The organism is Trueperaceae bacterium, from assembly GCA_019454765.1.
Classification (GTDB): domain Bacteria; phylum Deinococcota; class Deinococci; order Deinococcales; family Trueperaceae; genus JAAYYF01.
Genome location: JACFNR010000017.1, coordinates 27,372 through 50,678, shown reverse-complemented (window position 1 = coordinate 50,678; position 23,307 = coordinate 27,372). Strand labels below are relative to the sequence as shown.

Sequence of the window (23,307 nt, the reverse complement as noted above, 5' to 3'; positions counted from 1 at the left end):
ACCCGCATCATCGATGATCGCCTCGAGAAAGCCGGCCTAGAGGTCAACGCCCAAGCCGCCCTCACCGAACTCTCCCGCATCCACCGCGTGCCCATCCAGCACGCCGGCCTCACCATCACGAAGACCACCACCCCCGACCCGAAGCAGCAGCAGATCCTCACCGCCATCGGCACCCTACTACCAGCCCAACACACCATGTAGTGGCAAACACCCACGCGAACCCCGTCACAGACGCGAACTGAACCCCAAACTGTTCAACTTGGGCGTGGGGTTCGTGCTCGGGGCGGGCGGTCAGCCCAGGTCGCGGTCGAGGGAGACGACGCGCTCCTCCGGCAGGATCCCGCTGGGGCGGTAGAGCACGATGACGAGCATGAGGATCGAGATGAAGAGGAGGCGCAGGTACGGCCCGCGTTGCGGCAGTTCGGGCGAGATGGCGGCCAGGGTCGGCCTGAGGGCGTCGACGGCGAAGCTCGTGCCCGACCAGATGCCCCACACGACGAACGCGCCGAGGATGGCCCCCCTGTTGTTGCCGCTGCCGCCCAGCATCAGCATCACCCAGATCAAGAAGGTCCCGTAGAGGGGGTCGAAGTGCCCGTAGTCGATGGACACCACGTAGTGGGCGTACAGGGCACCGCCGATGCCCATGATGACCGACCCGACCACGAACGCCTGCATGCGGAACGCGGCCACGTCCTTGCCGCTCATGGCGGCGGAGGCCTCCTCCTCCCGCACCGCCCGAAGGACACGGCCCCAGGGCGAGCGGATGGCGCGCTCCAACACCCGGTAGACGAAGAACAGGACCAGGGCGACGATGGCGACGTAGAGGGTGGGGTAGTCGCGGGGCGTCAACGCCCCGAAGAACTCGTTCACGAAGCCTGGCAGCCAGGAGCAGCCGTCGGCCGCGAGGCACGATAGCGGCTGCGGGATGCCGCGCAGCGGCTGCGGGCCGTTGGCGAGCCAGCGCTCGTTCTGGAACACCAGGCGCACGATCTCGGCGATGCCGATGGTCGCGATGGCGAGGTAATCGCCGCGCAGCCGCAGCGTGGGCTTGCCGACGAGCCACGCCAGGAGGCCCGCCACCAGGCCGGCGGCAATCAGGCCCACCCAGTACGGGAGGCCAAGACCGAGGAGCTGCTTGGTGAAGGTGGCGTTGACGCCGGTGGGCAGCCGCGTGGTGACGAGGGCGGCCGTGAACGCCCCGACGGCGAAGAACGCTGCCACGCCGATGTTGAAGAGCCCCGTGTAACCCCACTGCACGTTGAGCCCGAGCGCCAGCACGGCGTAGATGCTGGCCATGAGGATGAACGTGATCAGGTAGGAGAGGATCCCGGCCGGGATCAGGTAGCTCGCGAGCGTCGCGACGCCGAAACCGACCGTCACCGCGACCAGATGCCTGAGGAGCGCCGGCCTGATGCGCAGCACGCTGGCCAGGAGGAGCCAGAGCGGCACGGTGAGGAGGATGCCCTTGAGGAGCGGGAGGGGAGCCATGCTACCTCGGCCTCCCGAACAGGCCCTCCGGCCTCACCAGCAGCACCAGCACCATCACCAAGAAGGCGATGCCGTGACCGTAGGTCGGGTTGATGAACGCGCTGCTCATCTGCCACACGATGCCGATGACGAAGGCGCCGGCGAGCGCGCCGTAGGCGTTTCCGAGGGTGCCGAGGATCACCGCGGCGAACAGGGGGAGGAGGAGCCACCACCCCATCTCCGGTCTGAGCTGCACGTCGAGGGCGTAGAGCATCCCGCCGGCCGCGGCCAGGCCGCCGCCGACGAGCCAGGTCCACAGGATCACCCGGTTCGTGTCGATGCCGCTCACGCGCGCCAGGTCGGGGTTGTCCGCGGTGGCGCGCATGGCCTTGCCGATCTTGGTGCGCTCCAGCAGCAGGTAGACGCCCACGATCAGCACGAAGGCGAGGCCGAGGATGAAGAGCTGGTCGGGTCGCACCCGCACGCCCGCGAACAGCTCGACGGCCTTGCGCGCCCTGCCCGTGTAGAAGAACGTGAAGTCGGCGCCCCAGAACAGGTAGACGAGGCTCCGCAGGCCGAACGCCAGGCCGAGCGCTGCCATCGCGAACATGACAGGCTGCGCCCGCCTGGCGCGCAGGGGTCGGAACGCCAGCCTGTCGAGCCCGTAGGCGAGGAGCCCGACGAGGGGGACGACGACGGCGAGGGCCACGAGGAACTCGTAACCGAACGAGAACGGCGCCAACGGCGGCCCGGCGGGCAGGAGGGCCATCACGAACAGCCCGACGTAGGCGCCGACGGTCATGGTGTCGCCGTGGGCGAAGTTGGCCATCTTGAGGACGGCGTAGACGAGCGTCACGCCCACGGCGCCGAGCGCCAAGGTGCCGCCGAGCAGCACGCCCCGCACCAGCAGGGAGAGGAGCATGTTCGCGCTGACGCCCTTGAGCTGGGCGGCGACGACGAGGAGGAGGAACAATACGATCAGCGCCGCGATCATGGCCGGTCGGCTCGTGGCAAGGTGACGCAACCGCTCGCCGGGCCTCAGCTTCATGGCCTCACTGCTTCCGACCACCGTCAGCCTCCCAGGTAGAGGCGCGCGACCTCTGGGTCGTCGAGCAGCCGCTTGCCGGGACCGTCGACCTGGTTCTGGCCGGTGGCGAGCACGTAGCCGCGGTCCGCGAGGGCCAGCGACTTCTTGGCGTTCTGCTCCACCATCAGCACGGCCACGCCCGACGCGTTGATGTCGACGATCCGTTCGAAGATCATGTCGACGAGGAGCGGCGCCAGCCCTGCCGACGGCTCGTCTAGCATCAGCAGCTTGGGGTCGAGCATCAGGGCGCGACCCATGGCCACCATCTGGCGCTCGCCGCCGGACATCTTGCCGGCGCGCTGCCGGCGCCGCTCCGCGAGTCGCGGGAACAACTCATACACGCGCTCCTTCTGTTCGGCTAGCGACCCCTCGCGAGTGAAGCCGCCCATCTCGAGGTTCTCCTCGACGGTCAGGTTGGGGAAGACGTTGTCGACCTGCGGGACGTAGGAGAGCCCGAGGCGCACGAGCTTCTCGGGCGCCATGCCCGAGATGTCGTGCCCGCCGAAGGTCACCGTGCCCTGCCACGGCTTGAGCAGCCCGAACACGAGCTTCATGACCGTGGACTTGCCGGCCCCGTTCGGTCCGACGATGGAGACGATCTCGGTCTGGCCGACCTCGAGGCTCACGCCGTTGAGGACCTGCATCTCCCCGTAACCGGAGACGGCGCCCTCAACCGTCAAGAGCGGCATACTGCCCTCCAAGGTAGGCCTCGAGCACGCGCGGGTCGGTGCGGACGACCGCCGGCGGGCCCTCGACCAGCTTGCTCCCCTGGTTCATGACGACGACGGGGTCGCAGAGGCCCATCACGAGCGGCATGTCGTGCTCGATGAGCAGGAACGTTATGCCGCGGTCGCGGTTGAGGAGCTCGATCTTCTCCCGGATCTTCCCCATGAGCGTCGGGTTCACCCCGGCGCCGGGCTCGTCCAACAGCACGATCTTCGGGTCGGCCATCAGGGTGCGGGCGAGCTCGAGGAGCTTCTTCTGGCCGCCGGACATGGCTCCCGCCGCCTGGTCGGCCATGTGACTCAGCTCCACGAACGCGAGCACCTCCCGCGCCTTCTCCCGCAAGCGCCGCTCCTGCTGCCTGACGGCGCCGGGGCGGACGATCGGGTTCCAGAACCGCTCGCCGATCTGCCCCTTGGGGACCAGCATCAGGTTCTCGGTGACCGTCATGCTCTTGTGTTCCCTGGGGATCTGGAAGGTGCGCGACAGCCCCTTGCGGAAGATCTCGTGAGACGGCAGCCCCGTCACGTCCTCGCCGTCCAGGTACACGCGCCCCTCGTCCGGTTCGTAGAACCCGGACACGAGGCTGAAGAGCGTGGTCTTGCCGGCGCCGTTTGGCCCGATGAGGCCGGTGATGCTGCCGGCCCTCACGTCGAAAGAGCAGTGGTTCACGGCCCGCAGGCCGCCGAAGTCCTTGACCAACCCCTGGATGCTGAGTAGCGGAGCGGCCCCGTTGCCCGCTCCGCCAGAGCCGGGCCCGGCAGGGGGCGCCACCGAACTCGCCGCACGACTATCCGACACGTCCTAGACCTCGCTATTGCGCTGGTTGCGCGTTGCTGCGCGAGCATAGTAACACCTGCGGGAACGGGCCGTTTCCCGTCCCGCCCGGCCCCTAAAGGCCTAACCGGCGGCGTCGAGCATGGCGCCCACGTCGGCCAGCTTGACGCGCGGTCGCCCGCTGGCTGCGCCCGCCGCCGTCTCGACCGCGTCGAGGCGCGCCCACTGCTGCGCCGTGAACGGCTTGACGCCCCGCGCCGCCAACAGCTCCAGCACGGCCTCGGGCCGCGGGTCGACGGGTTCGGGTAGCTCGTCCTCTACCAGCCGCGCGACGGTCTCCATGGCGCAGGCCTTGTTGGTGCCGATCACGCCGCTCGGGCCGCGCTTCACCCAGCCCGCCACGTACAGGCCCGGCACGGGAGCGCCGCCGGCGCCGGCGAGGACCCGACCCCTGTCGTTGGGCACGACGGCGCGGCGCTCGTCGAACGGCACGCCCGCCAGTGGCTTGGCCCGGTAGCCGACCGAGCGGAAGACGAGCTGCGCGTCCAGCTCCTCCGTCTCGCCGGTCGCGACGGCCGCTATCGAGCCGTCCGGTCGCGCCTCCAGCCTGTTCTTCGCGAGGACCACGCTGCTGACGCGACCGTTGCCGCGGAGCTCCAGCGGCGAGAGCAGGAAGCGGATGTGCACCCTGCGCGGTTTGCCGGTCGGCGCCTGCTTGGCGAACGCGCGCAACACCTCGAGGTTCTTGGTGGCGTTGACGTCGCCCTCGATGGCGGCGAGGCTCTCGGGGATGGGATGGAGCTCCTCCTCGCGCACGACGATGTCGGCGTTCGCCAGCTCCCCCAGCTCGCGGAGCTCCTTGGTCGTGAACTTGGACTCGGCCGGCCCGCGCCGACCGACGATCACGATGTCCTCGATCGTCGAACCGGCGAGGTGGTCCAGCGCGTGGTCGGCGATGTCCGTGGCGCTCAGCTCGGCCACGGTCTTGGCCAGCACGCGGGTGACGTCGATGGCCACGTTGCCGACGCCGATCACCACGGCCGTCTTGGCGTCCAGGGGGACCTCGAGCTCCCGGTAGTCGGGGTGGGAGTTGTACCAGGCCACGAACTCGGTGGCGGACAGGCTGCCGGGCAGGTCCTCGCCCGGCACGCCGAGGCGCCGGTCGTGGGCCGAGCCGACCGCCAGGATCACGGCGTGGTAGTGGCGCCGCAGGTCCTCGAGCGTGAGGTCGCGGCCGAAGTCGACGTTGCCGAGGAAGCGCACGCGCGGGTCGGCCAGCGTGCGGTCGTAGAGGCGCGTGACCGACTTCATCTTCTCGTGGTCGGGGGCCACCCCGTACCTCACGAGGCCGTATGGGGCCGGGAGACGCTCGACGAGGTCGACCGACACGGCGTCGCCCAGCGTCTTGACGAGCGCCTCTGCGGCGTAGAAGCCTGCCGGTCCGGCTCCCACGACGGCAACGCGGATTGCGGGGGCACTGTTGCTCATGCCTCGATTATGCCTGGTGAGACGCCCCTGGCGCGTGGTGCGCCGTGCGCGGTAAGCTCCACCGCCATATGGAACGCTCAGCCACCGATCCCGCCGCCGTCCCACCGCCCAGGTCGCCAAGGGAGCTGCGCTGGCCCGTGCGGGTGCAGAAGTACGGCGGCACGAGCGTGGGCGACGTCGACAGGATCGGCAAGGTGGCGACACGCATCGAGCGAGCGGTGGCCGCGGGCGAGAAGGTGGTGGTCACCGTGTCGGCCATGGGCCGCACGACGGACCGCCTGATCGGCATGGCGCGCGAGGTCGCCGCCAGGCCGCGCCGACGGGAGCTCGACGTGTTGCTGGCCACCGGCGAGCAGCAGAGCATCGCCCTGGTGGCCATGGCCCTGCAGGAGCGCGGCGTGGCCGCTCGCTCGTGCACGGGGGCGCAAGCGGGCTTCCTGACCGATTCGCACCACGGCGCCGCGCGCATCCTCGAGGTCGATCCTGGCCCGGTCCTGGCGGCCCTCGCCGACGTCGACGTCGTGGTCGTGGCGGGCTTCCAGGGCGCCGACGCCGCCGGCGCCATCACGACCCTCGGGCGTGGCGGCTCCGACACGACGGCCGTGGCGCTCGCGGCCGCCCTCGGGGTGCCGGAGTGCGAGATCTTCACCGACACCGACGGCGTCTTCACCACCGACCCGCACCGGCTCACGAGCGCGACCAAGCTCGCGGCGGTCGATTACGACGAGATGATCGAGCTGGCGAGCCAGGGCGCCAAGGTGCTGCACCCGCGCAGCGTCTGGTACGCCCGGCGCTACGGCGTGCGCGTGCACGTGCGGTCGTCGTTCGGGAACGCGCCGGGGACCATCGTCACCAGCCTGCCGCGCCCCAAGGAGGGCCAGATGAGCATGATCGCCGACAGACCCGTCACGGGCGTGGCCCTCGACATGAACCACGCCCGCATCGACCTTCACGACGTGCCGGACAGGCCCGGCGTGGCGGGCAGGATCTTCGGCGCGCTCGGCGCCGCCGACGTGAGCGTAGACATGATCATCCAGGGGGTGAGGGGCGCGGCCGACAGCCGGCAGCAGATGGCGTTCATCGTCGGCAAGGGCGTCGTGGCCGACGCGCTCGACGCCCTGCGGCCGGTGCTGGCGGAGATGGGCGCCCGGGCGGAGGTCGACACCGAGGTCGCCAAGCTGTCCATCGTGGGCATCGCCATCGGCTCCACCCCGGGCGTGGCAGGCCGCATGTTCGACGCCGTGGCCGCCGTGAACGCCAACATCGACATGATCACGACGAGCGAGGTCCGCATCAGCGTCCTCATCCCCGCCGAGCACGCCCAGGCCGCCCTCGAGGCCGTTCACACGGCGTTCGGTCTCGACGCCGCGGCGGGCACCACCAGCAGCGACTAGCCGGCGACGTGAGGGCCGACCGCCTCGAGCAGGTGTTCCTGACGCCCAAGGGTGGGAGGTTCGAGGTGCTGTTGGTGCTCGAGTCGGAGGCGGGCGCGCGCGAGCGCGTGGTCCTGACGGCGCCAACGCCCGGCGTCGGGACGGCGGCGCAACTGGGCGCGGGCAGGTTCGTCGCCCGCTGGCTGGCGCAGCGCGGTGCCGGCCCCGCCGCCTTCGTGAGGGTGCGCCGCCACCGCGGCGACCTCCTCGAGGACGCCCCGGCGGTGCGCGACGAGCTGCTGCGCGAGCTGGAGCGGCTGACCGAGGCGGCCGGGTGACGGCGGCCGCGCCGCGGCTCACGACGCTCGCCTACCTGCGACGGGGCGACGAGACGCTGATGTTGCGCCGCGGTCCTCGGCACGACCCGGGGCGCGGCAAGTGGAACGGCCTGGGCGGCAAGGTGGAGCCCGGCGAGTCGCCCGAGCAGTGCATGCGCCGGGAGGTGGCCGAGGAGTCGGGCCTGACGGTGCTCGCCGCCGAACTCAAGGGCGTGATCACGTTCCCTGCCGACGGCGACCAGCCCGACGTCTACACGTTCGTCTACGTCGTGACCTCGTTCGAGGGTCGGCCGCGCAACTCGAGCGAGGGCGAGCTCTTCTGGGTCAGGAGCGACCGGCTCGCCGAGCTGCACCTATGGGAGGGCGACAGGCACTTCCTGCCGTGGCTGGACCGGCCGGGGCACTTCTCGGCCCGGTTCGTGTACCAGGCCGGGAGGTACGTCGGTCACGAGGTCAGCCACTACCGGTGACCGCGGGGGACCTCAGGCGTCCTCCTGGAGCCGCGCCCGCGCCGCCTCCAGCTGCTCCCTGTCGACCATGCCGAGGAGGCGCTGCGCCAGGCCGACGTTGCCGCGCACCTTCAGCTTCCCGGTGAACATCGCCGTCATGGGGTTCAACCTCCCCTCGAACAGCCGCATGAGGTCGTCGTCGCCCACCTTGATGGTGACGTCGGCGGCGGCGGCGGTGCCCACGTGGGCGCTGACCGCGCCGTTCTCGATCACGTGGTAGACGGGCTCGGAGATGTCGTACTGCACGACGGAGCGTGGGGCGGCCGGGTCGACCTTCACCGCCTCGGGGACCTTGAGGAGCAGCTCCTTGGCGTTCATGTACTCAGTCTAGGGCGTGAGGGGCGGGGGCGTCGCCGCCGGTATACTCGCGTCGGGCGACCTGCCGTAGGAGACGACGAGCGTGGACTTCTCGCTGCCTGAAGACCTCTTGAGCATGCAGCGCACGGTGCGGGAGTTCGCGCGCCGCGAGATCCTCGCCGTGGCCGGCGCGCTCGACCGCGAGCCGCGCTTCCCGTGGCCGACCCTCAGGAAGATGGGCGAACTGGGGCTGCTCGGCACGCTCACGCCGCCCGAGTACGGTGGCGCGGGGCTCGGCAACCTCGAGTACGTGGTCCTGCTCGAGGAGATCGCGGCGGTGGACGCCTCCCACGCCACCATCATGAGCGTCACCAACGGGCTGCCGCAGTCTCTGCTCCTGAAGCACGGCAACGAGGAGCAGAGGCAGCGCTACCTGCCGCGGCTGGCCAGCGGGGAGTGGGTCGGCGCGTTCTGCCTGACTGAGCCGAACAGCGGCTCCGACGCCGCCGCCATGGAGTCGCGGGCAACGCGCCACGCGGGCGGCTGGCTGCTCAACGGCACCAAGGCCTGGATCACCTCGGGCGGCGAGGCGCAGCTCTACCTGGTGCTCGCGAAGACCGACCCCGCGGCGGGGGCACGCGGCGTGACGTGCTTCCTGGTGGAGAAGGACACCCCCGGGCTGAGCTTCGGCAAACCGGAGGAGAAGCTCGGACAGCACGCGGCCCTGACGACGACCGTCACGCTCGAGGACTGCTACGTGCCCGACGGGCTCGTGCTCGGTCAGGTGGGGCAGGGGTTCGTGCTGGCCATGGCGGGCCTCGACGGTGGCCGCATCGGCATCGCCGCCCTGTCGGTCGGCATCGCCCGCGCGGCGTACGAGGCGGCCCGCGACTACGCGCTCACGCGGACGTCGTTCGGGCAGGCCATCCACGAGCACCAGGCGGTCGGGTTCAAGCTGGCCGACATGCTCCTCGGGATCGAGGCGGCGCGCCTCCTGACGCACCGCGCCGCCTGGTTGAAGGACCAGGGGAAGCGCACGACGCGCGAGGCGGCGATGGCCAAGCTGTTCGCCTCCGAGACTGCCAACCGGGTGACGCACGCCGCCGTCCAGGTCCTCGGCGCGTACGGCTACACGAAGGACTACCCGGTCGAGCGCTACTTCCGTGACGCTCGCGTGACCGAGATCTACGAGGGCACTAGCGAGATCCAGCGCATGGTCATCCACCGGCAGATCTACCGGGAGCTGGAGCGTTGAGCCCGCAGAGGAGCGCACCTTGATCGGTTTCGAGCTGAGCGACGAGCAGAAACAGTTCCAACGCCTGGCGCGCGACTTCGTCAGGGACGCGGTGATGCCCGTGGCGGCTCGCCACGACCGCGAGGCCAGCTACCCCGCCGAGGTCGTCGCGGCGGCGTTCGAGGTCGGGCTCCTCAACGTGGGCGTGCCGGCGGCGGTCGGGGGCCTGGGACTCGGCCTCCTGGACGAGGCCATCATCGGCGAGGAGTTCGGCTACGGCTGCATGGGCATCTACACGGTGCTCATGGCCTCCGAGCTCGGCATCACGCCGCTGCTGCTGGCGGGCACGCCCGAGCAGCAAGAGCGGTTTCTGGGGCCGCTCGCTGCCGGTCCCCGCCTGGCGGCGTTCGCGCTGTCGGAGCCGAACAACGGCTCCGACGCGGCCGGCCTCGCCACCCGCGCGGAGTTGGTCGGCGACGAGATCGTGCTCACGGGCACGAAGACGTGGATCTCCAACGGGGGCGTCGCCGACTTCAACGTGGTGTTCGCGACCGTCGACCCGGCGCTGAGGCACAGGGGCACGGTCGCGGTCGTGGTGGAGACGGACCGACCCGGGTTCGGTGCCAACAAGCTCCACGGCAAGCTCGGCCAGCGCGCGAGCCCGACCTACGAGCTCGTGCTGGACGGCGTGCGCGTGCCGCGCGCCAACCTGCTCGGCGAGGTGGGGGAGGGGTTCAAGATCGCCATGCGGACCCTCGATCGCACCAGGGTGCCGGTCGCCGCGGGCTCCGTCGGGGTGTTGCGGCGGGCGCTGGACGAGGCGCGCGCCTACGCGCTCGAGCGCGAGGCGTTCGGGGGCAAGATCGCGCGCTTCCAGGCGATCCAGTTCAAGCTGGCCGACATGAAGATCGCCTTGGAGACGGCGCGGTGGCAGACGTACCACGCCGCCTGGCTCGCCGACACGGGCCGGCCGCACGCCGAGGCGGCCGCCATCGCCAAGGCGTACGCGTCCGACGCCGCCTTCGCGGGGGCGCAGGAAGCCATCAACATCTTCGGCGGCTACGGGTACATGGACGAGTTCCCGGTGGAGAAGCTCATGCGCGACGTGAAGCTGAACCAGATCTACGAGGGGACCAACGAGATCCAACGGTTGGTGATCGCGCGCCACGTCCTAGAATGAGGCGTTGGCCGGGCCGTCGGCCGCACTAGCGGGGCCGCGGCCACGGCCGCGGCCGGGAGCGAGAAGTACACCGGCGCCGCCGCGCGGCGCCCTGGAGGTGCAGGTAGTGAAGGTGATGACCATCATCAGGCAGGTGCCCGACGCGGAGGCGCGCATCCGCGCGGCCGGCGGCGGCGTGGACCTGAGCGGCGTGACGTTCGTGATCGACGGCATGGACGAGTACGGCGTGGAGGAGGCCATCCGCCTGCGCGAGGCCGGCCACGACATCGAGATCACGGCGGCCGCGTTGGGGCCGGCGCGCTTCGAGGAGGCGCTTCGCACCGCGCTCGCCCTGGGTGCCGACAGGGCGGTGCACGTCGAGACGGACGCCGCCCTCGACCCGATCACGGAGGCCCGCGCCCTCGCCGAACTCGTACGCGCGGAGGGGGCGGAGCTGGTGTTCGTCGGCGGCAAGCAGGCCGACTGGGACAGCGCCGCGCTCGGGCCCGCCCTCGCGGAGGCGCTCGGTTGGCCGCACTCCGACTGGACGACCGCGCTCGAGCTAGAGGGCCGCACGCTGCGCGTGACGCACGACACCGACGACGGCCACGAGGACCTGACCCTGCCGCTTCCGGCAGTGGTCACGACGCAGCAGGGCCTGAACGAGCCGCGTTACCCCACCCTGCCCAACATCATGAAGGCCAAGCGCAAGGAGCTGACGAAGCGCGGCCCCGACGAGTTCGGGGTCGACGCCCCCCTGACGGTGGTCGTCGCTCAGGAGATCCAGTCGCGCGACAGACTGGGCAAGATGATCGGTGGCGACGCCGCCACCGCCGCCAAGGAGCTCGTCCGCCTGCTGCGCGACGAGGCCAAGGTGTTGTGACGGGAGCCGATGAGATGAACCCGACCCTGTTGGTGACGAGCGCGCCCGACGGGCGCCTTCAGCGTAGCGCCCTCGAACTCGTGACCGTGGCGCGAGGCGTTGGCGCGGAGGACGGGCTCCACGCGCTCGTGTTCGGCCCCCGCGAGGCCGCCGACGCGCTGGCTAAGCACGTCCCCCACGTCCACCACGTCGCCACGGCCGGCCCGCTCACGGCCGAGCCGGCGACCACGGCCGTCACCGAGCTCGCCACCGCCCTCGGCGCCCGGCTGGTGCTCCTGGCGGCGAACCGCTTCGGCCAGAGCGTGGCGCCGCGGGTGGCCGTCAGGCTCGGCGCTGCCCTGCTCGAGGACGTCACCCACCTCGAACGCGCCGGCGCCGGCCTCGAGGCGAGGCGCCTGAGCTACCTCGCGCGCGTCACGGAGACCGTGAGGACGGCGGGCGCCGGCGCCTGCGTCGTCACCGTGAAGCCCAACGTGTTCAAGCCCGCCGAGACGGGCGCTGCCGGTAGCGTGGTCGAGTTCGCGCCCGCCGCCGCGCCGGGAGACGGGCGGGTGCAGGTCGGCGCTCGCGCCGCCGCGGTGGGCGGGCGGGTCCCCCTCGAGGAGGCCAAGGTGGTCGTGGCGGGCGGGCGCGGCCTCGGCAGCCCCGAGGCGTTCGAGCGCGACGTGACCTCGCTGGCCACGGCGCTCGGCGCGGGGGTGGCCGCCACGCGCGCCGTGGTGGACGCCGGCTGGCGCCCGTACGACGAGCAGGTCGGTCAGACGGGTAAGAGCGTCAGCCCCGACCTCTACATCGCGCTCGGTATCTCGGGAGCGGTGCAGCACCTCTCCGGGATGAACCGCTCGAAGGTCATCGTCGCCGTCAACAAGGACGCGGACGCGCCCATCTTCAAGGTCGCCGATTACGGCATCGTCGGCGACGTTGCCGCTGTGGCGCCCGCCATGCGGGAGGCGGTGACGGAGCTACTGACCTCGTGACCGCCGTGACGGAGGTGCGGGCGAGCGGCGTGGTCGTGCGGCGCGCCGGGAGGCCCGACCTCGATGCGCTGCTCGAGCTCGAGGCCGGGTTCCCGGGCGACCGCCTGTCGCGCGCGTCGCTCGCGCGCCTCCTAGGGCGCGACAGCACCGACGTGTGGGTGAGCGAGGTCGACGGGAGGGTGGTGGGCGACGCCATCGTGCTCTTCAGGCGCGGCTTCGAGGCGGCCCGGCTCTACTCGATGATCGTCAACCCGGCTCACCGCGGGCGCGGCGTGGCGCGGCAGCTGTTGGCCGCCGCCGAGGAGGGCGCGCGCGAGCGCGGCGCCATCGTCATGCGCCTGGAGGTGCGCGAGGACAACGCCGCCGCCATCTCCCTCTACCAGGCGGCGGGCTACAAGGTCAGGGGCAGCACGGCCGACTACTACGAGGACCACTCCAGCGCCCTGCGCATGTACAAGCGCTTCGTCAGCGGCAGCGCCACGGTCCTCGGCGTCCCGTACTACCCGCAGACGCTCGACTTCACCTGTGGGCCCGCCGCGCTCATCATGGCGATGCGTTTCCACGGTTACCCCGTGCCGCCGGAGCGGTGGCTCGAGCTGGCCCTCTGGCGCGAGGCGACGACCGTGTTCATGCTGTCGGGGCACGGCGGCTGCAGCGCCCACGGCCTGGCCGTAGCGGCGCTGAGGCGCGGCTTCCAGGCGGTGGTCGTCACGTCTCAGGCGGGCGTGCCGTTCGAGGACAACGTGCGCGGCGAGAAGAAGGAGGTCGTGCGCATCGCGCACACGACCTTCGAGCGGGAGCTGCGGGCGCTGGGCGGGAAGGTCGAGCTGCGCGACTTCGGGCATCAGGACGTCGCGGACGCCCTGGCGCGGGGCGCGGTGCCGCTCGTGCTGCTGTCCGGCTACCGGCTCTACGACGAGCGCGTCCCGCACTGGGTGGCGGTGACCGGCTTCGACGACGACCACCTCTACCTGCACGACCCGCTCGTGCCGGACGGCACGAGCCGGGCCGACGCCGTTCACCTACCCATCAAGCGCGACTTCTTCGACAAGGTCAGCCGGTGGGGCAGGGCGCGCCACCGCGCGATGGTCGTGCTCGAGAGGTGGGGGAAGCTCAGGCATCACCAGCCAGGTAGCTGATGATCTCGCCGTAGATCTCGGGGTTCGCCTGGTCCTCGTCGCCGGCCGCGATGGTCGGGTTGTCGTTGACCTCGATCACGTAGAACTCGCCGTCGATCTCCTTCAGGTCGATGCCGTACAGGCTCGTGCCGATGGCGTTGGCGGCGGCGAGGGCGGTCGACACCAGCTTCGGGTTGGCCTCGTCGCGGTGCGTCGCCACGGTCCGCGCCCACTCGCCCGAGTCGGAGCGGTCCATCAGCTTCCACTGCGCCGGAGCGAAGGCGTACTTGACCACCGCCAGCACGCGCCCGTCCAGGGTGATGACGCGCCAGTCGAAGTCGCTCGGGATGTACTGTTGCACCACCACCCGGTCGGCGCGTCGCAGGAAGCGCTTGCCGACCTTGACGAACGCGTCGGGGGTGGCGACCTTGTCGACGTAGGCGCTGAAGCTCGAGTTGGGCGCCTTGACGACGAGCGGGGTGCCGAGCTCCTCGAACAGTCGCGCCGCCGTCATGGCCGTCAGGTCGGCCTCCTCCAGGAAGCGCGTCTCCGGGACCTGCACCCCCTGCGCCATGAGGCGCGCGTACATGTTGACCTTGTCGCAACAGATGAGGATGGCGCTCGAGTGGTCCAGCACGCGCTTGCCGAGTAGCTCCGCCTGGCGCGCGACCACGTAGGACGCGTTGAGCGGGTCGGTGAGCGCCCTGATGAAGATGCCGTCGTAGTTCTTCAGGTACTTGAGCTCGTGCTTGAAGAGGAAGTCCAGCTCGTGCCCCAGCTCGAAGGCCGCCAGGCGGAAGTTCGTGAGCGCCGTCAGCTCGACGGACGAGCGGATGGTGTAGCGCTCCGTGAAGATGGCTAGGCGCGCCACGTGCCCATCCCTTCCAGCACGCCGCGCTCGGCGTCGTCGAGGTCCTTGAACGGCAGCGGCTCGATTGCCGACAACTGGTACTCCTTGGGCGTCACGATCACGCGCACCCGCATGAGCGGCAGCCGGAAGACCTCGAACAGCCTGGCGCCGAACGCCTGGTACTCCGGCACCGCGGTGGTGCCGAGCACCAACCGCAGCACGTCGACGCGGTGGTCGCCGGGAAGGCGCTGCACCAACACGGCGTACTTGCCCGTGTAGGTGAGGCCCTTGCGGCGCGACTCCACCGCCGCGGCGTCCAGCAGCAACTCGCCGCGGACGCTGAACGGGTTGAGCGGGTAGGCCATCATGGGCGGCTCCGGGAAGCGGTCCGTGACAATCTCGTGCTCGGGGATGGGTATCCCGGCCAGCCGCGCCTTCTCCATGGCGATGGCGGCGACGTAGGCGTCGAGCGACTCCGCCGCCGAGGGGATCACCACCTTGCCGGCCAGTTCGCTGTCGAGCGACGCGTAGTAGCCGCGCGTCAGGTAGGTGTAGTCGCCCGCCACGTTGGCGACCTCGGCCTGGACCGGGCTGGTCGGCTTGCCGAAGCGCTGCTTGTCGAGGGTGATGAACGGGCGGTACGACACCGCTACGCCCCCTCGAGGGCGGCGACGCCCGGTAGGGCTCGCCCCTCGAGGTACTCGAGCGACGCCCCGCCCCCCGTCGACACGTGCGAGACGCGGTCCGCCACCCCGACCGCGTTGAGGGCCGCGATGGAGTCGCCGCCGCCCACGACGGTGAAGGCGTTCAGCCTGGCGATGGCCAGCGCCACGGCGCGCGTGCCGGCATCGAACGGAGGCGTCTCGAACACGCCCAGCGGACCGTTCCAGAAGACGGTCTTGGCGGGCGCCAGGGCCGCCTCGAACGCGGCCACGGCGCGCGGGCCGACGTCGAGCCCCATGAGGTCCGCCGGTATGGCGCCCGACGGGTGCACGGAGGTGGCCACGCCCGCCTGGATGGCGGCCGCGCACACGGAGTCTGCCGGCAGCAACAGAGCCACGCCCCGCGCCTCGGCCTGCTCCATGACATCGCGGGCCACGCCATACATGTCCGGTTCGACCAGCGACCGGCCGACGGCGCCGCCCTGCGCGGCCACGAAGGTGTAGGCCATCGCGCCGCCTATCACGACCGTGTCGGCGAGCCGCAACAGGCGCTCGATGACGGCCAGCTTGTCGCTGACCTTGGCCCCGCCCAACACGACCGCGAACGGCCGCTCGGGCGCCTCTACCAGCCGCGACAGGGCGGCGAGTTCGGCCGTCAGAAGCCGGCCGGCCGCGTTGGGCAGGAGACGCGCCACCGCCTCCGTGGTCGCGTGCGCGCGGTGGGCGGCCCCGAAGGCGTCGTTAACGTACACGTCGGCGTACGAGGCGAGGACCCGCGCCAGGCCGGGGTCGTTGGCCTCCTCGCGGGCGTCGAAGCGGCTGTTCTCGACCAACGTGACGCTGCCCGCGGGCGCGGCCGCAACGAACGCCTGCTGCTCGGCGCTTGCCGGCCCCGACGTCGCCTCGTAACGCACCGGCCGGCCCAACAGCTGAGCCAACCGCTCCGCCACCTTGGCCAGTCGGTAGCGGTCGTCGGTGCGCCCCTTCGGCCGGCCGAAGTGCGAGACGATGACGAGCGTGGCGCCCCTGTCGAGTAGCGACCGGATGGTGGGCAGGGCGGCGCGGATCCGCGTGTCGTCGGCGACGGCGCCGCCCGCCAGAACGGGCACGTTGAAATCCACCCGCAAGAGGACGCGCTTGCCCGCCACGTCCAGGTCGTCGACCCCGCGCGGCACGCCGCTACCCCTCAGAAACCCTTGCCCATGAGCTGGAGCACGTCGACCATGCGGTTGGAGTAGCCCCACTCGTTGTCGTACCAGACGAACACCTTGACGAGCCGACCCTGGCACTTGGTGAGGAGGCTGTCGACGATGCCGGAGTGCGGGTCGCCGACGATGTCGGCCGACACGATCGGGTCGGTGGTGTAGCGGACGATGCCTGCCAGGGGGCCGGCGGCGGCGGCGGCGAGGGCGCCGTTGACCTCGTCGACGCTCGCCTCGCGCTTGAGCAGCGCCGTGACGTCCGAGATCGAGCCGGTGGCCGTCGGCACCCGCAGCGACGAACCGTCGAAGATGCCCTTGTACTGCGGCAACACCTTGGCGACGGCCTTGGCGGCGCCGGTCGAGGTCGGGATGATGTTGGTGGCCGCGTTGCGCGCGCGCCGCAGGTCCTTGTGGGGGGCGTCGAGGATGCGCTGGTCGTTCGTGTAGGAGTGGATGGTCGTCATGAGCGCCTGCTCCACCCCGAACACCTCGTCGAGCACCTTCATGACGCCCGCCAGGGAGTTGGTCGTGCAGGAGGCGTTAGAGACCACCTCGTGCTTGACGGGGTCGTAACCCTCCTCGTTCACCCCGAGCATGATGTCGAAGTCCGAGTCGGGGCTGGGGGCGCTGATCAACACCTTCTTGGCCCCGCCCGTCAGGTGGACGGCCGCCTGGGCCCGCTTGGTGAAGATGCCGGTCGATTCCACCACGATGTCGACGCCGTGCGCCGCCCAGGGGATCTCGGCCGGGTCGCGGTGCGCCGTGACGGCGACCTTCTGCCCGTCGACGAGCAGGTTGGTCTCGTCGTGACCCACCTCGCCGGGGAAGCGGCCGTAGTTCGAGTCGTACTTGAGCAGGTGGGCCAGGGTGGCCGTGTCGGTCAGGTCGTTGACGATCGCGACGTCGAGGCCGCGGCCGTGAGCGATGCGGTAGATCTGGCGACCGATGCGCCCGAACCCGTTGATGCCGATCTTCATGTGATCACTGCCTTCCGCCGCCCGCTGTGGGGCGCAGTCGCGGCCTCGGCCGCGGCGCCCCGTTCGGGCGTGTGTCGGCGCCACCCTTGGGAGGTGGCGCCGCGCCTGACGTCGATTGTACCGCAGCCTCGTCGCCGTGCCGAGGCCGAAGGTCCCCGCGTGTTAACCGGCGGCGCGCATTGGTCAGGCGCGCTCGATGCCGAACCGCAGTCGCTCGCCCTCCAGCTCGTGCTCCTCCACGTGGGCGCCGGCGGGAGGCTCGGCGAGCGTGAGGGACGTGGCCAGGACCTCTCGCGCCAGCGTGGCGGCGTGCTCGCTCAGCGCCTCGCCCAGCTCGCCGCTGCCCGTGACGGTGAGGCGGATGCGGTCCGCCACGTCGAGTCCGGCCGCCTTGCGGCCGTTCTGGACCAGCCGCACGACGTCGCGCGCCAAGCCTTCACGGCGCAGGGGCGGCGTCACGCGGGTGTCGAGCGCCACCAGGTAGCCCTGCTCGGCCTGCGCCTCGTACCCCTCCGGGCTGCGCGCGTCGAGGAGGAGGTCCTCGGGTTCCAGCTCCACCACCTCGTCGCCGAGGTCGATGCGGGTGGCGCGCGCGGCGCGCACGTCGGCGGCGATGGCGCGCCCGTCGCCCGCGGCGAGCGCCGCCCGCAGGCGCGGCACGAGCTTGCCGAGGCGCTTGCCGACGCGCGGTAGGTTCGGTTTCACCGTGTAATCGACGAAGTCGTCGGTCACCGCCAGGAAGCGCACGGCCTTGACGTTGAGTTCGTCCTGCAGCTGATCCGCCAGGGCGCGCACGCCGGCCAGCTCCTCCTCGCTGCGGAGGCGCACCAGCACCTCGGGCAGCGGCTGCCGCAGCTTGACCCCTGAGGCGGCGCGCGCGGCGCGACCGAGCTCGACTAGGCGCATGAGCGCCCGCATGTCGCGGCTCAGGGCGTCGTCACCCGCCGCGGTCGTCCACGTCGGCCACGCCGCGAGGTGCACGCTGTCGGGCGCCGTTGGGTCGACCTTCAGCACGAGGTTCTGGTACAGCGCCTCGCTGGTGAAGGGCGCCATCGGGGCCATGAGCTTGGCTACCGTGACGAGCGCCTCGTGCAGCGTCGCGTAGGCCGCGAGCGCGTCGGGGTCGAGGGTGCGCGCCCCATCGGCGCCCGGTGCGCCAGCGCGCCAGAAGCGGCGGCGGTTGCGGCGCACGTACCAGTTGCTCACCTCGTCGACGACGAAGTCGCGGATGGCGCGGCTGGCGGTGGTCGGGTCGAAGTCCTCGAGGGCCTCCGTGACCGCCTTCGTGACGGCGTTGAGCCGCGCTAGGAGCCACCTGTCGACGAGCGGCCGCTCGTCGGCCGTCGGGGCGGCGGCCAGGTCGGGCAGCTCTAGGTTGGCGTACAGCACGAAGAAGCCGTAGACGTTCCAGAGCGTCATGAAGAAGTCGCGGAGCGTCTCCTCGACGAGGCCGGCGCTGAAGCGCTTCGTCGCCTCGGGCGGCGAGGCGGAGTAGAGGTACCAGCGGAGGGCGTCCGCGCCCTGCGCGTCGAGCACCGCCCACGGGTCGACGGCGTTGCCGCGCGACTTCGACATCTTCTCGCCCTTCTCGTCCACGATGTGACCGAGCACGTTCAGGTTCTTGAAGGCGGACGTCGGCGGGCTCAGGTGGGCGAGGGGGCCGGGAGCGCGACCTGTGGCGGCGTCGCCCGGGTCGGTGAGGAGCGTGGCGAGGGCGTGCAGCGAGTAGAACCAGCCGCGCGTCTGGTCGATGGCCTCGCAGATGTAGTCGGCGGGGAAGTGCTGGGCGAGGTCGCGCTTCGCCGCGTCGGTGGAGGCGTCGCCGAGGTAGTGCCACTGCGCGTACGGCATGGCCCCGGATTCGAACCAGACGTCCACCGTGTACGGCACCCGCCGGTAGAGCTCGCCGTCCAGCTCGAACGTGACCTCGTCGACGAACGGCCGGTGCAGGTCGAGCCCCTTCAGGTCGCGACCCGTGAGTCGCTCCAGTTCCGCCACCGTGCCGACGCAGACCTTGCGGCTGCCGTCGGGGTTCTCCCAGATCGGCAGCGGGGCGCCCCAGTACCGCTCGCGGCTCAGCGCCCAGTCGATGTTGTTCTCCAGCCACTTCCCGAAACGGCCCGTGCGGACGTGGTCGGGGTGCCAGCCGACCCTGTCGTTGTTGGCCAGGAGAAGGTCCTTCACGGCGGTGGTGCGGATGTACCAGCTGCGCTTGGCGACGTTCATGAGGGGGAGGTCGTCGCGCCAGTTCATGGGGTAGGCGTGCAGGAGCGTGCCGGAACGGAACATCAGCCCGGCCGCGTCGAGGTCGCGCGTGATGGCCGCGTCGGCGTCCTTGAACCAGGTGCCGGCGTACGGTCCGGCGCCCGTGGCGTCCGACCCCACCAGCCTGACCTCGGGCATCACCCTGCCGGTCAAGTCGACCGAGAACACGGTCGGGAGCCCGTGGGCGCGGCCGACGTCGAGGTCGCCGTAGGCGGGCGCGACGTGCACGATGCCGGTGCCGTCGTCGAGGCTGACGAAGTCGTCGGCCACCACGCGGTGGCCGGCGGCCGGGTCGGCGCCCTCGGCCGGGCGCCCCACGAGGAGCGGCCGGTAGCGCGCCCCCACGAGCGCGGCGCCCTGCACCGTCGCCAGGACGCGCGGCGCCCCGTCCGGGAAGACGGCGTCGACGAGCGCGGCCGCCACCAGGTAGAGGTCGCGGTCGCCGCCGGGCGCGTCGTGGCGAGCCGGCGCCTCCACCAGCGCGTAGGTGGCGTCGCCCAGCACCGCCAGGCCAGTGTTGGCGGCCAGCGTCCAGGGGGTGGTCGTCCACGCCAGGAAGTAGACGGGGCGCGCGGCGTCAGGCACGACGCCGCGCTCGACCAGGTCCGGCAGCACGGCCGGGAACTTCGGGTAGACGGAGGGGTCCTCGACGTCCTCGCGGTACCCGAGCGCCACCTCGTGAGACGCGAGCGTGGTGTTCGAGCTGGGGCTATGCCAGGTGGTCTTGTAATCCTCGACCAGCAGGCCGCGGTCGAAGAGGTCCTTCAGGATCCACCAACACGACTCGATGTACTCGTTCGTGTACGTGATGTACGGGTCGTCCATGTCGATCCAGAAGCCGATGCGCTCTGTCATCAACGTCCAGTCCTGGATGTTGCTGAACACGTCCGCGCGACACAGGGCGTTGAACTCTGCTATGCCGTACTCCTCGATCTGCGCCTTGTTGGTGAAGCCGAGGCGCTTCTCGATGGCGATCTCGACGGGCAGGCCGTGAGTGTCCCAGCCACCCTTGCGGCTCACGCGGTGACCCTGCATGGTCTTGAAGCGCGGGAACAGGTCCTTGAAGGCGCGGGCGATCACGTGGTGCACGCCCGGCTTCCCGTTGGCCGTCGGCGGCCCCTCGTAGAAGACCCAGTCGCCCCGTGGGGCGGGCCGCGCCACGGAGCGCCTGAAGACGTCGCGCTCGCGCCACAGCGCGGCGATCCGTCCCTCCAACGCCGGGAAGTCCACGTCGCTCCTGACCTCGTCGAACATCTGCCTCACCTCGGTTCCGGGAGCCGACGGCGAACGACGGGGGCGCCCCGACCGTACCGCCGTTGGGGCGCCCCCGGGGAGCGCGGTACCACCCAACTTCGCCGTACGCCCGCAGCGGGCGTCGGCCTCGGCGGCCGCTCGCGCTCGCGAACGGCCCGGCGCTGTGGCGGGCGCCACCCGGCTCCGTCTACCGCCGCGGCCCTCGTGCGTGGCGACCGCGGGTTCGGGGAGCGGCTCGGGGATGATGCCTGGCGTGCCCGCCCAACCGCCGGGCTCTCACCGTCCCCGGCTCGCTGCAGGTGGCATGGCGCGAGGCGCGTTCCCGTCATCGCCTCGCCGGATCTACCGGCGTCGCACCGGGCGAGTGGCCCCGGCGCGGGCGGGGAGGTGAACGTCGTCACATCCCTCGCAGCGCGAACACTTTACAACTGGGAGCGTCGGCGCTAGACTCAAACGTAGCAGCAGGCGCGAGGCACGTCAATCGGCACGGCTGCTACCCCGAAGCACAACTGCCCGGTGCATCACCGTAACCAGCTCGAGCGGCTCTGCCCGCACACTGCCGTAACCACCCAGCCACGCTCACCGGCCCAGCGCCCGCATGCCTCCAAGGCGCATCGGTCCCCGGGCGGTCCCGCAGGGACCACGGCCGCGCTGGTGAGCGCAACCGCCAACGCCGGCGCGCACGCCGGGCCGAGGGGCGCAGGTGCCGGCCACGAGTCCACGGTTCATGCACCCGGTGACCGCCGCAGGCCGAACGTGAAGTTCGTTTAGGAGATGGGATGAGCCCAAAGGAAGACGAAGCGCAAGCCGTCCGCGCCGACACCGGCGCGGCCGCCGAGGCCCCGGCGCCCCGCAAACGCGGTAGGCCACGCAAGAACCCGGAGGCGCCGGCCGCTGGGGCGGCCGCGGCCGCCCCAGCCAAGAGTCCACGGGCGCCACGGGGAGCCAAGGCGGCGGCGTCCGAGCCGGCGGCCCCGCAAGACGTCGACGAGAATCGGCCCGTGGCCGCGCCAGCCGGCGCGCCAACGGGTGGCAAGTCGGGCACCGCTAACGGAGCCGACGCGGCGGCCGAGCCGGCGGAGCGCCCGAGCGGCGGGCACGATGACGACGCCGGCTTCGGCGAAGATCACGAACACGACGACGGCGACCACGGCGGTGAGCAGGGCGGCAGGGGACGCGGCGGCCGCAACCGCCGCAACCGCGCGCCGCGCAAACCCGGTTACAACTTCCGTGAACTCCACTCGAAGATCCTCCCGGAGCTTCACCTGCTCGCCAAGGAGGTGCAGCTCGACGACTACCGCCAGATGAGCAAGGACGACCTCGTCGTGGCCATCCTCGAGCGGTCGGCGGAGGGCGAGGGGCTGCGGCTTGTGCGCGGCTACCTCGAGATCTCGTCGGACGGCTACGGCTTCCTCCAGGAGTCGCTACTCCAGAACAACACGCGAAGCGTCATCGTCTCGGCAGGTCTCATCAAGCAGTTCCGGCTCCGCACTGGCGACCTCATCTTGGGCAAGGCGCGGCGCCCGCGCGACAACGAGCGTTACGGCACGCTCATCCGCGTCGAGGCCGTCAACAACGTCGACCCCTTCCAGTCCTCCAAGCGACCCCGCTTCGAGGAGCTCACCCCGACCTTCCCCGAGGCGCGCGTCAAGCTGGAGACCACCTCCAACGAGCTGTCCACGCGCGTCATCGACCTGCTCGCCCCGATCGGCCGGGGCCAACGCGGCCTGATCGTCGCGCCGCCCAAGGCGGGCAAGACGACGCTCCTCAAGAAGATCGCCAACGCGGTGGTCGCCAACGAGCCAGACATCAAGGTCATCGTGTTGCTCGTCGATGAGCGCCCGGAGGAGGTCACGGACTTCCGCGAGTCCGTGCACGGCGTCGAGGTGATCGCCAGCACGTTCGACGAGCCGCCCTCCAACCACATCCGCGTCGCCGAGTTCGTGCACGAGCGCGCAAGGCGCATCGTCGAGGACAGCGGTCACGTGATGATCCTGCTCGACTCGATCACGCGCCTCGCGCGGGCCAACAACCTCGTCACGCCCCCCACCGGCCGCACGCTGTCGGGCGGCCTCGACTCCAACGCGTTGCACTGGCCCAAGCGCTTCCTCGGTGCCGCCAGAAACATCCGCGGCGGCGGCTCGCTTAGCATCCTCGCCACGGCGCTGGTGGAGACGGGTTCACGCATGGACGACGTGATCTTCGAGGAGTTCAAGGGCACCGGCAACATGGAACTCCACCTGAGCCGCCACCTCGAGGAGCGCCGCATCTTCCCGGCCATCGACATCCTCAAGTCGGGCACGCGCCGCGAGGACCTGCTCCTCACCGAGGACGTTCTCGCCAAAATGTGGCTGTTGCGCAAGGTCATCTCCGACATGGACCCGGCCGAGGCGATGGAGATGCTCCTGGGGCGCCTCGCGCGCAGCAAGAGCAACGCCGAGTTCCTCGCCACCCTCGGCCAGGGCTGATGGCGCGGCGCGCGCGGGGCGCCTCCGGACCCCGCGCGCGTGGGGTCCCCTCGCGGCGCACCGCCGGCCTTGCCGTGGCGCTGCTCGTGGGCTTGGCTTTCGCCGGCGCGCCGCCCCCAGGCGGCGCGCCGCCCCCGGCCGGCGTGGGGGAGCCGTTGCGGGGGGTGCAGGTGGCCCACCGGCCCGACGCGGTGGCGGC

General features: G+C 71.1%; 21 protein-coding genes. 10 read left to right on the top strand and 11 right to left on the bottom strand.

Translation table 11 applies throughout. The annotated features are described in order from the left end of the window. Window positions 1–201 (top strand): hypothetical protein (locus tag H3C53_06885; protein ID MBW7916390.1); only part of this gene is annotated, 201 nt, incomplete at its 5' end. Window positions 202–291: 90 nt separating this feature from the next. Here H3C53_06885 and H3C53_06880 read toward each other — a convergent pair. The 5 genes from H3C53_06880 to H3C53_06860 all read right to left on the bottom strand — a co-directional run bounded on the left by H3C53_06880 (window position 292) and on the right by H3C53_06860 (window position 5,542). After that, entirely contained in the window at window positions 292–1,341 is a 1,050-nt protein-coding gene (locus H3C53_06880; GenBank protein ID MBW7916389.1) for a branched-chain amino acid ABC transporter permease, read from the bottom strand. Window positions 1,342–1,489: 148 nt separating this feature from the next. Then, on the bottom strand, window positions 1,490–2,536 hold the full coding sequence (locus tag H3C53_06875; GenBank protein ID MBW7916388.1) for a branched-chain amino acid ABC transporter permease: 1,047 nt from the start codon (window positions 2,534–2,536) through the stop codon (window positions 1,490–1,492). A gap of 2 nt (window positions 2,537–2,538) precedes the next feature. Next, window positions 2,539–3,243: an ABC transporter ATP-binding protein gene (locus H3C53_06870; protein ID MBW7916387.1), complete on the bottom strand. Its 705-nt coding sequence runs from the start codon at window positions 3,241–3,243 to the stop codon at window positions 2,539–2,541. Next, window positions 3,224–4,051: an ABC transporter ATP-binding protein gene (locus H3C53_06865; GenBank protein MBW7916386.1), complete on the bottom strand. Its 828-nt coding sequence runs from the start codon at window positions 4,049–4,051 to the stop codon at window positions 3,224–3,226. The genes H3C53_06870 and H3C53_06865 overlap by 20 nt, the downstream gene beginning before the upstream one ends. A 126-nt stretch (window positions 4,052–4,177) precedes the next feature. Beyond that, on the bottom strand, window positions 4,178–5,542 hold the full coding sequence (locus H3C53_06860) for an FAD-dependent oxidoreductase (protein ID MBW7916385.1): 1,365 nt from the start codon (window positions 5,540–5,542) through the stop codon (window positions 4,178–4,180). Window positions 5,543–5,610: 68 nt separating this feature from the next. Here H3C53_06860 and H3C53_06855 point away from each other — a divergent pair, with 68 nt between their 5' ends. From H3C53_06855 to H3C53_06845, 3 genes are read left to right on the top strand one after another with little or no spacing between them, the layout of a single operon-like run. Next, window positions 5,611–6,936, top strand: coding sequence for an aspartate kinase (locus H3C53_06855; GenBank protein ID MBW7916384.1), 1,326 nt, complete (start codon window positions 5,611–5,613; stop codon window positions 6,934–6,936). An 8-nt stretch (window positions 6,937–6,944) separates the two neighbouring features. After that, the gene (locus tag H3C53_06850) at window positions 6,945–7,253 is read left to right on the top strand and encodes a hypothetical protein (protein ID MBW7916383.1); all 309 of its coding nucleotides are present in this window, start codon (window positions 6,945–6,947) and stop codon (window positions 7,251–7,253) included. Then, window positions 7,250–7,723 (top strand): 8-oxo-dGTP diphosphatase, encoded by a 474-nt coding sequence (locus H3C53_06845; GenBank protein ID MBW7916382.1) that lies wholly within the window; start codon window positions 7,250–7,252, stop codon window positions 7,721–7,723. The genes H3C53_06850 and H3C53_06845 overlap by 4 nt, the downstream gene beginning before the upstream one ends. Window positions 7,724–7,735: 12 nt before the next feature. Here H3C53_06845 and H3C53_06840 read toward each other — a convergent pair whose 3' ends face one another. Next, entirely contained in the window at window positions 7,736–8,080 is a 345-nt protein-coding gene (locus H3C53_06840; GenBank protein MBW7916381.1) for an SCP2 sterol-binding domain-containing protein, read from the bottom strand. A 115-nt stretch (window positions 8,081–8,195) separates the two neighbouring features. On the opposite strand from H3C53_06840, the gene H3C53_06835 reads away from it, so the two are divergent. The 5 genes from H3C53_06835 (at window position 8,196) to H3C53_06815 (ending at window position 13,451) form a co-directional block, all read left to right on the top strand. Further along, entirely contained in the window at window positions 8,196–9,314 is a 1,119-nt protein-coding gene (locus H3C53_06835; protein ID MBW7916380.1) for an acyl-CoA dehydrogenase family protein, read from the top strand. Window positions 9,315–9,333: 19 nt separating this feature from the next. Next, the gene (locus H3C53_06830; GenBank protein MBW7916379.1) at window positions 9,334–10,473 is read left to right on the top strand and encodes an acyl-CoA dehydrogenase family protein; all 1,140 of its coding nucleotides are present in this window, start codon (window positions 9,334–9,336) and stop codon (window positions 10,471–10,473) included. 106 nt (window positions 10,474–10,579) lie between these two features. Next, entirely contained in the window at window positions 10,580–11,335 is a 756-nt protein-coding gene (locus H3C53_06825) for an electron transfer flavoprotein subunit beta/FixA family protein (protein ID MBW7916378.1), read from the top strand. 14 nt (window positions 11,336–11,349) lie between these two features. Next, entirely contained in the window at window positions 11,350–12,312 is a 963-nt protein-coding gene (locus H3C53_06820; GenBank protein MBW7916377.1) for an electron transfer flavoprotein subunit alpha/FixB family protein, read from the top strand. Window positions 12,313–12,341: 29 nt separating this feature from the next. Then, window positions 12,342–13,451: a peptidase C39 family protein gene (locus H3C53_06815; GenBank protein MBW7916376.1), complete on the top strand. Its 1,110-nt coding sequence runs from the start codon at window positions 12,342–12,344 to the stop codon at window positions 13,449–13,451. On the opposite strand, the gene H3C53_06810 is transcribed toward H3C53_06815, so the two are convergent. The 5 genes from H3C53_06810 to H3C53_06790 form a co-directional block, all read right to left on the bottom strand. After that, window positions 13,426–14,301: a RimK family alpha-L-glutamate ligase gene (locus tag H3C53_06810; protein MBW7916375.1), complete on the bottom strand. Its 876-nt coding sequence runs from the start codon at window positions 14,299–14,301 to the stop codon at window positions 13,426–13,428. The two genes, H3C53_06815 and H3C53_06810, sit on opposite strands and share 26 nt — an antisense overlap. Continuing rightward, window positions 14,289–14,927: a RimK-like ATPgrasp N-terminal domain-containing protein gene (locus H3C53_06805; GenBank protein ID MBW7916374.1), complete on the bottom strand. Its 639-nt coding sequence runs from the start codon at window positions 14,925–14,927 to the stop codon at window positions 14,289–14,291. The genes H3C53_06810 and H3C53_06805 overlap by 13 nt, the downstream gene beginning before the upstream one ends. Window positions 14,928–14,929: 2 nt before the next feature. Further along, a complete protein-coding gene (locus tag H3C53_06800; protein ID MBW7916373.1) occupies window positions 14,930–16,117 on the bottom strand; it encodes a phosphoglycerate kinase in 1,188 nt (395 codons plus the stop codon). 11 nt (window positions 16,118–16,128) lie between these two features. Then, window positions 16,129–17,121 (bottom strand): type I glyceraldehyde-3-phosphate dehydrogenase, encoded by a 993-nt coding sequence (gene gap / locus H3C53_06795; GenBank protein MBW7916372.1) that lies wholly within the window; start codon window positions 17,119–17,121, stop codon window positions 16,129–16,131. A gap of 183 nt (window positions 17,122–17,304) precedes the next feature. Continuing rightward, the gene (locus H3C53_06790) at window positions 17,305–20,640 is read right to left on the bottom strand and encodes an isoleucine--tRNA ligase (protein MBW7916371.1); all 3,336 of its coding nucleotides are present in this window, start codon (window positions 20,638–20,640) and stop codon (window positions 17,305–17,307) included. Between the two features lie 779 nt (window positions 20,641–21,419). Between H3C53_06790 and rho the strand changes: the two genes are divergently transcribed. Beyond that, a complete protein-coding gene (gene rho, locus H3C53_06785) occupies window positions 21,420–23,108 on the top strand; it encodes a transcription termination factor Rho (GenBank protein ID MBW7916370.1) in 1,689 nt (562 codons plus the stop codon). The last annotated feature ends 199 nt before the right edge of the window (window positions 23,109–23,307 follow it).

Bases quoted from the DNA above. Each gene is read 5' to 3' on its own strand.
- H3C53_06840 (MBW7916381.1), bottom strand. From the start codon at position 8,080: ATGAACGCCAAGGAGCTGCTCCTCAAGGTCCCCGAGGCGGTGAAGGTC.
- rho (MBW7916370.1), top strand. From the start codon at position 21,420: ATGAGCCCAAAGGAAGACGAAGCGCAAGCCGTCCGCGCCGACACCGGC.
- H3C53_06860 (MBW7916385.1), bottom strand. From the start codon at position 5,542: ATGAGCAACAGTGCCCCCGCAATCCGCGTTGCCGTCGTGGGAGCCGGA.
- gap (MBW7916372.1), bottom strand. From the start codon at position 17,121: ATGAAGATCGGCATCAACGGGTTCGGGCGCATCGGTCGCCAGATCTAC.
- H3C53_06820 (MBW7916377.1), top strand. From the start codon at position 11,350: ATGAACCCGACCCTGTTGGTGACGAGCGCGCCCGACGGGCGCCTTCAG.
- H3C53_06835 (MBW7916380.1), top strand. From the start codon at position 8,196: ATGCAGCGCACGGTGCGGGAGTTCGCGCGCCGCGAGATCCTCGCCGTG.
- H3C53_06855 (MBW7916384.1), top strand. From the start codon at position 5,611: ATGGAACGCTCAGCCACCGATCCCGCCGCCGTCCCACCGCCCAGGTCG.
- H3C53_06870 (MBW7916387.1), bottom strand. From the start codon at position 3,243: ATGCCGCTCTTGACGGTTGAGGGCGCCGTCTCCGGTTACGGGGAGATG.
- H3C53_06790 (MBW7916371.1), bottom strand. From the start codon at position 20,640: ATGTTCGACGAGGTCAGGAGCGACGTGGACTTCCCGGCGTTGGAGGGA.